Genomic DNA, 6000 nt, shown 5'->3' with positions numbered 1-6000 from the left:
GTTGATAGGCCGGATCTGGAAGCACCGCAAGGTGTGGAGGTGACCGGTACTAATAGGCCGAGGGCTTGTCCTCAGTTGCTCGCGTCCACTGTGTTAGTTCTGAGGCAACGACTGTGTTTTTCCGGTCGTAACTTCATAGTGTTTCGGTGGTTATAGCGTGAGGGAAACGCCCGGTTACATTCCGAACCCGGAAGCTAAGCCTTACAGCGCCGATGGTACTGCAGGGGGGACCCTGTGGGAGAGTAGGACGCCGCCGAACAATTTTTGAGAAAACCCCCGCACCATTCGGTGCGGGGGTTTTCTGCGTTTCAGGACTTAAGTCTCGGGCCCTTCAAAAAGAGGGCCCTCCTCTCACAGACGTCCCGCCGCCTTCAGCGCCAGATACGCATCTGCCAGTGCCGGCGCCAGTTCCTCCGGCGTCTCGTCGACGACTGTGACTCCGTGACGGCGGAGCTGCTCCGCGGTGCGGTGGCGTTCACTCTGGGCCTGGGCAGCGGCTGCAGCTTCGTAGACGGACTCCGTGGTTCCACGGGCGTTCGCCATACGGGCGATATATGGATCCGCTACTGATGCCATCAGAACTGTGTGGCGCTGGGTGAGTTGGGAGAGCACGGGAAGCAGGCCTTCCTCCATGGGTGCCGCATCCAGGCTTGTGAGCAGCACGATGAGTGAGCGGCGGGGGGCCGTGCGGAGTGCGGTCGCCGTCAGGCCTCGGGCATCCAGTTCGACCAGTTCGGGTTCGAGCGTGGCCATCGCGTTGACCAGGGACGGGAGGACGTCGCGTGCTGTGCGGCCCTGGACGAGGGCGCGTACCCGGCGGTCGTAGGCGAGCAGGTCCACCCGGTCGCCGGCGCGTGAAGCGAGTGCTGCCAGGAGCAGGGCCGCGTCCATGGAGGCGTCGAGGCGTGGGGCGTCGCCCACGCGGCCTGCTGAGGTGCGGCCGGTGTCCAGGACGATCAGGATGTGACGGTCTCGTTCGGGACGCCACGTGCGTACGGCGACCGCGGACTGGCGTGCCGTCGCACGCCAGTCGATGGAGCGGGTGTCGTCGCCCGGTACGTACTCGCGCAGGCTGTCGAATTCTGTGCCTTCGCCGCGGGTGAGCACACTGGTGCGGCCGTCGAGCTCGCGGAGGCGGGCGAGTTTGGAGGGCAGGTGCTTGCGGCTGGTGAAGGGGGGCAGCACGCGTACTGTCCAGGGGATCTGGTGGCTGCCTTGGCGTGAGAACAGACCGAGGGGGCCGTAGGAGCGGATCGTCACGCGGTCTGCTTGACGGTCGCCGCGGCGGCTGGGGCGTAGACGCGTGGTGGCCCGGCGGCGTTCGCCTGCCGGCACGGTCAGGCGGTGGCGTGAGGCGGCGATTTCCGTGCCGGACTGCCAGCTGCTGGGGGGCCAGGCGTCACGTAGACGGGCACGGAGGAGACGGCGCGACGGATTGGCGACGGTGAGGGTCACGTCGGCGGCCTCGCCCAGGCGGACGGACGTGTCGCCGGAGCGGGTCAGGCCGAGGCGCCGTACCGGTGCTGCGAGGGCGAAGTCGCAGGCGCAGGCCAATGCCAGGGGGCCGTTCACGGCGAGGATGCCCGTCCAGCTGGGGTCCCAGATACCGACGGGGAGGGAGCCGAGGGCCGCGAGGAGCGCGGCGCGTCCGGTGAGTGGCATCAGCGGGGAACGGGGACGTGGGCGAGGATCGCGTTGATGACGGAATCCGCTGTGACGCCTTCCATCTCGGCCTCGGGGCGGAGTTGCACGCGATGTCGGAGAGTGGGGAGAGCCAAGGCCTTGACGTCGTCGGGGATGACGTAGTCACGGCCCGTGAGCCATGCCCATGCGCGCGAGGTGGCAAGGAGGGCCGTGGCGCCGCGTGGGGAGACGCCCAGGGTGAGGGACGGCGACTCGCGGGTGGCCCGGCAGATGTCCACCACGTAGGCGGTGATTTCCGGGGAGATGGCCGTCTTGGCGACCGCGGCGCGGGCGGCCTCCAAGTCGGCCGCGCCGGCCACGGGGCGTACGCCGGCGGCGCGCAGGTCGCGCGGATTGAAGCCCTCGGCGTGGCGGGTGAGGACGTCGATCTCGTCCTGGCGGGAGGGGAGAGGGACCGTCAGTTTGAGGAGGAAACGGTCCAGTTGGGCTTCGGGGAGAGGGTACGTGCCCTCGTACTCGACCGGGTTCTGGGTTGCGGCGACCAGGAAGGGGTCGGGGAGCGGGCGCGGAGTGCCGTCGACCGTGACCTGGCGTTCCTCCATGGCTTCCAGGAGGGACGACTGGGTCTTCGGGGGCGTGCGGTTGATCTCGTCTGCCAGGAGGAGGTTGGTGAAGACCGGACCGGGCTGGAACGAGAACTCGGCGGTGCGAGTGTCGTAGACCAGGGAGCCGGTGACGTCGCTCGGCATCAGGTCAGGGGTGAACTGCACGCGCTTCGTGTCGAGTTCGAGGGCGGAGGCGAGGGCGCGTACGAGCAACGTTTTGGCGACCCCGGGGACTCCTTCTAGTAGTACGTGTCCGCGGCAGAGGAGGGCGACGACAAGGCCGGTCACGGCAGGATCCTGGCCGACCACGGCTTTGGCGATCTCGGCACGCAGGGCCTCCAGGGAGGCTCGGGCTTTGCCCGGATCCCCGGTGTGCGCGGCGTTGTCAGTGGTCGGGTCCATCATGGACGGCGTACCTCTCTTTCGAGGGCGTCGAGTTGGTCGGTGAGGGCAATGAGGGCCGCGTCGTCGCCTGGCGGCGGGCCGAAGAGGAGGGGGTGTAGGGCCTGTCCGTCGCCGTGGAGATGGGCGGACAGGGCGGGGAGCAGGGCCTCGGGCGCGTGCGCCTGGGTGACGGGGACGCCGACGAGGGGGGCGAGGCGGGTGCGGGTGGTGGAGCGAAGAGCGGCGGCCGCGCGATCGCGGGCGTTCGCCTTGCGGTAGAGGCGGGCGCGGCCTTCGACGGTTTCCGAGGCGCGGATCGCCACGGGGAGTTTTTCTGGCACGAGGGGGCCCAGTCGGCGTGCCCGCCAGAAGGCGGCGAGGGCTGCCGCGAGGAAGAGTTGCAGCGTGCCCCAGCGCCAGCCGGAGGGGAGCAGGTCGAAGAAGCCTTTTTCGTCGCCCGTGTCGGCTGCGGAGTTGTCGGAAAGTGAGGGGAGGTACCAGACCAGATGGGGGCGGGAGCCGAGGAGTTGGAGGGCGAGCGAGGCGTTGCCCTCCTTGTCGAGGCGGTCGTTGAACAGGATGTCGGGCGCGCCGAGGACGACGGTGTCGCCGTCTCCGGGGGTCTCCGGAATGCGCAGGAGGGTGGCCAGACGCTCGCTGCGGTAGCACTCGTCGGTGCCGAGGCGTGTGGTGGTGTAGCGGATGCCGCCCGTGTCTGCGGTGCCCGCGCGGCGGGCGGCAGACAGATGGCAGTCGGGCGGCAGCGTCGAGTCGAGGCTGGTCGCGGGGTCCGCGGTGACGCCGGGGACAAGCTTTTCGACCGACGAGCCGCCTGGGGCGATGAGGACGGTGCGGCCACCGGATTGTGCGGTCGCGGAGTGCAGCCGGGTCTGTTGACGGGGTGTCAACAGGTCGGGGACGGCGACCAGGAGGGTTGTGTCCGGAGCGGCTGCGGCGCGCGCTCCGTCCAGAGTGGTGACCACGCGTGTGGAAACACCGCGGTCGGCGAGGAGTTCGGCGACGGCGCGACTGCCGTGGGAGTCGACGGAGCGTGGGTCGAGTTCACCGTGCCGGGTGTCGGAGCGGATCACGGCGATCACGACGGCCGCGGCCAGGAGGAGCACTACGGCGAGTGCAATGCCGCGTGCGCGGGTCCACACCTGGCGTGCGGTGGGCGAGGCCGAGGTGGACGGGAGCATGACCTCGGTCGTCATCCGGCGGCCCCCTGGCGGGCGTTGTGGGCTGTGCTGGGGTTGTTGCCCGCGAGCTGGGGCTTGGTGCGTTCGAGGTCGCGGTCGAGTTCGGCCATGCGGTGGTACGACTGCTCGCTCGCCCTTCGGCCGCCGTATGTCACGTCGTCGAAGTCCCGGGCCGCGGCGTGCAGTCGGTCTCGGTGGTCTGGCAGTGCGCGGCCTGCTTCGGCGGCTGCCTCGTCCGCGGTGCGGCCGGGGCGGATGTCGAGGAGCGCGCGTTCCTCGAGTGAGCGGACGATGCCGCGCATGCGTTCCTGGACCGCTTGGTTCCAGTGGCCCTGGGCGGCGTGGGCCTCGGCGGCCGCGCGGTGTTCGGCGGCGCTGCGGGGGCGATCGTCGAACAGGGTGGCGGACGAGGAGGGTTCACGCCGTGGTGTGCCAAGCCGCCACCACAGTGCGCCCAGCAGTGCGAGGACGGCCACGATGACGACGACCAGGCCGAGTGTGCCTCCAGGGGTCGCGGTCGCCGCCGAGCCGAACAGCTTGTCGACCCAGTCCCAGAAGGCGTTCAGGGCGCGCTGGAACAGGCTGGGGTCGTTCTCGTGGTACATGCGCTTCGACAGCTCACGACGGGCTGCCTCACGTGCGGGATCCCGGGGGATCGTCACCGGCGGTTCGTTGCCGGAGTGCGTCGCCGACAGGACCGATGTGTTGCCGGCGCGCAGCAGCGCCCGTACGGCCGATTCTGCGGCGCGCGGCAGGACCGTCGGCACCGCTGTGAGAACTCCCCCCGTCATGCTCACCGCATCAGCCCCCCGAGCCGGCGTCGGCCCCGTAGCCCTGGACGCCGGCGGCGCGGGCCAACTCGAGATCCAGGGCTTCGCGGCGGATGCGCTGGTCGATGTAGAGGAGCACGGTGACGCCGGCGTTGATCGGGAAAGTGATCATGGAGCCGATCACCGAGCCGATCCCGCTGATGATGAGGAAGGTCCAGCCGAGGTTGTTCCCCTCACCGTTGAGGAAGCCGACGACGCCTTCGCCGCCGAGCGCTGCGGCGAGGAAAGTGAAGGGGATGACGACGATCGCCGAGATGATGTTCGCGATGATTCCGGCGAGCAACTGGATACCGAGGACACGCCACCAGGAGCCTCGGACCAGCTTCGCGGATCGGCTCATCGACTTCAGGACGCCCTGTTTCTCGAGCATCAGTGCGGGCGAGGCCAGGGAGAAGCGGATCATCAGCCACAGGGCGACGACGCCGGCGGCGAGACCGCCCAGGACAGCGAGTGCGACACCCCCGTCGGCGTTTCCGAAGACCGCCACGAGGATGCCGGGCAATGCGCCCAGGAAGACGATGGTGACGGCGATGAGCGGCAGCAGCAGGATCAGGCCGAACAGCTTCACGACCTGAGGGCGGGCATCGCGCCAGGCCTCGCCCGTGGTCACGGGACGGCCGAGGACGGCGCGGCTGGTGACGGTGGTGAGCAGGGCGGTCGCGGCGACTGTGGCGATCAGAGAGATCAGGAAGACCGCGCCGGAGCTGAGCATGACCTCGCCCATGGCGCGGGTCAGTTCGCTCGCGGTGGCGCTCGGGTCGTCGAGGGCCGTGGTGCTGGTGTCGTTGAGGACCAGGCCCTGGAGCAGGATGACGAGGACCTCGGTGACCACCGCGACGGTGAGGGAGATGCCCAGCACCGTGCGCCAGTAGGTGCGCATGGTGGAGACGGCGCCGTCGAGGATCTCGCCCACGCCGAGCGGGCGGAGCGGGATGACGCCGGGCTTGGCGGCGGGTGGAGGTCCACCCCAGCCGCCGCCCCACGCGGGGTATCCGGGAGTGCCATGAGCCTGGAAGCCGCCGGGACCGTGGCCTCCGGGGCCGGGGGGAGGCTGTGTGCCCCAGCCGGAGCTGGGCGGAGGGGATGGCGGAGCAGGCCGGCCGGAGCCTGCCGGATCGGCGGGCGCGGACCACTGGCCGGGTGGCGGCTGCTGCTTGGACCACTGCGGGCCGGAGCCCTGCGGGTCAGGCGTGTCCTGCGGGTCGGAACCGGGCTGGTCCGCTGGCTCCGCGGGGCCGGGGCGGTCGGTGGGCCCGGCAGGGCCGGACGTGCCGGGCTCCTGCCCGTCGGACGGGGCAGATCCGGGCGAGGCCCAGCCCGGAGTGTCTTTCATCGTCG

The 6000-nt window shown here is 70.1% G+C and carries 5 protein-coding genes and 1 rRNA gene; 1 reads left to right on the top strand and 5 read right to left on the bottom strand.

Features of this window, described 5'->3' with window-relative positions; genetic code table 11:
- Positions 1-142 precede the first annotated feature (142 nt).
- Positions 143-259: ribosomal RNA gene (gene rrf / locus ACFY1E_RS05150) — 5S ribosomal RNA — on the top strand.
- 92 nt (positions 260-351) lie between these two features.
- Here rrf and ACFY1E_RS05145 read toward each other — a convergent pair.
- From ACFY1E_RS05145 to ACFY1E_RS05125, 5 genes are read right to left on the bottom strand one after another with little or no spacing between them, the layout of a single operon-like run.
- Positions 352-1662 (bottom strand): DUF58 domain-containing protein, encoded by a 1311-nt coding sequence (locus tag ACFY1E_RS05145; RefSeq protein ID WP_389071532.1) that lies wholly within the window; start codon positions 1660-1662, stop codon positions 352-354.
- Complete coding sequence (locus tag ACFY1E_RS05140; protein WP_389071529.1) at positions 1662-2651, bottom strand: AAA family ATPase; 990 nt, start codon at positions 2649-2651, stop codon at positions 1662-1664. The genes ACFY1E_RS05145 and ACFY1E_RS05140 overlap by 1 nt, the downstream gene beginning before the upstream one ends.
- Positions 2651-3847 (bottom strand): DUF4350 domain-containing protein, encoded by a 1197-nt coding sequence (locus ACFY1E_RS05135; protein WP_389071527.1) that lies wholly within the window; start codon positions 3845-3847, stop codon positions 2651-2653. Before ACFY1E_RS05135 ends, ACFY1E_RS05140 begins: the two co-directional genes overlap by 1 nt.
- Entirely contained in the window at positions 3844-4629 is a 786-nt protein-coding gene (locus tag ACFY1E_RS05130) for a DUF4129 domain-containing protein (RefSeq protein ID WP_389071524.1), read from the bottom strand. The genes ACFY1E_RS05135 and ACFY1E_RS05130 overlap by 4 nt, the downstream gene beginning before the upstream one ends.
- A 4-nt stretch (positions 4630-4633) precedes the next feature.
- Positions 4634-5995 carry a glycerophosphoryl diester phosphodiesterase membrane domain-containing protein gene (locus ACFY1E_RS05125; protein ID WP_389071522.1) on the bottom strand — a complete coding sequence of 454 codons (1362 nt, stop codon included), beginning with the start codon at positions 5993-5995 and terminating at the stop codon, positions 4634-4636.
- Positions 5996-6000 lie beyond the last annotated feature (5 nt).

It is taken from the genome of Streptomyces sp. NPDC001604 (assembly GCF_042893475.1).
Taxonomy (GTDB): domain Bacteria; phylum Actinomycetota; class Actinomycetes; order Streptomycetales; family Streptomycetaceae; genus Streptomyces.
This window is presented reverse-complemented; position numbering and strand designations above follow the sequence as displayed.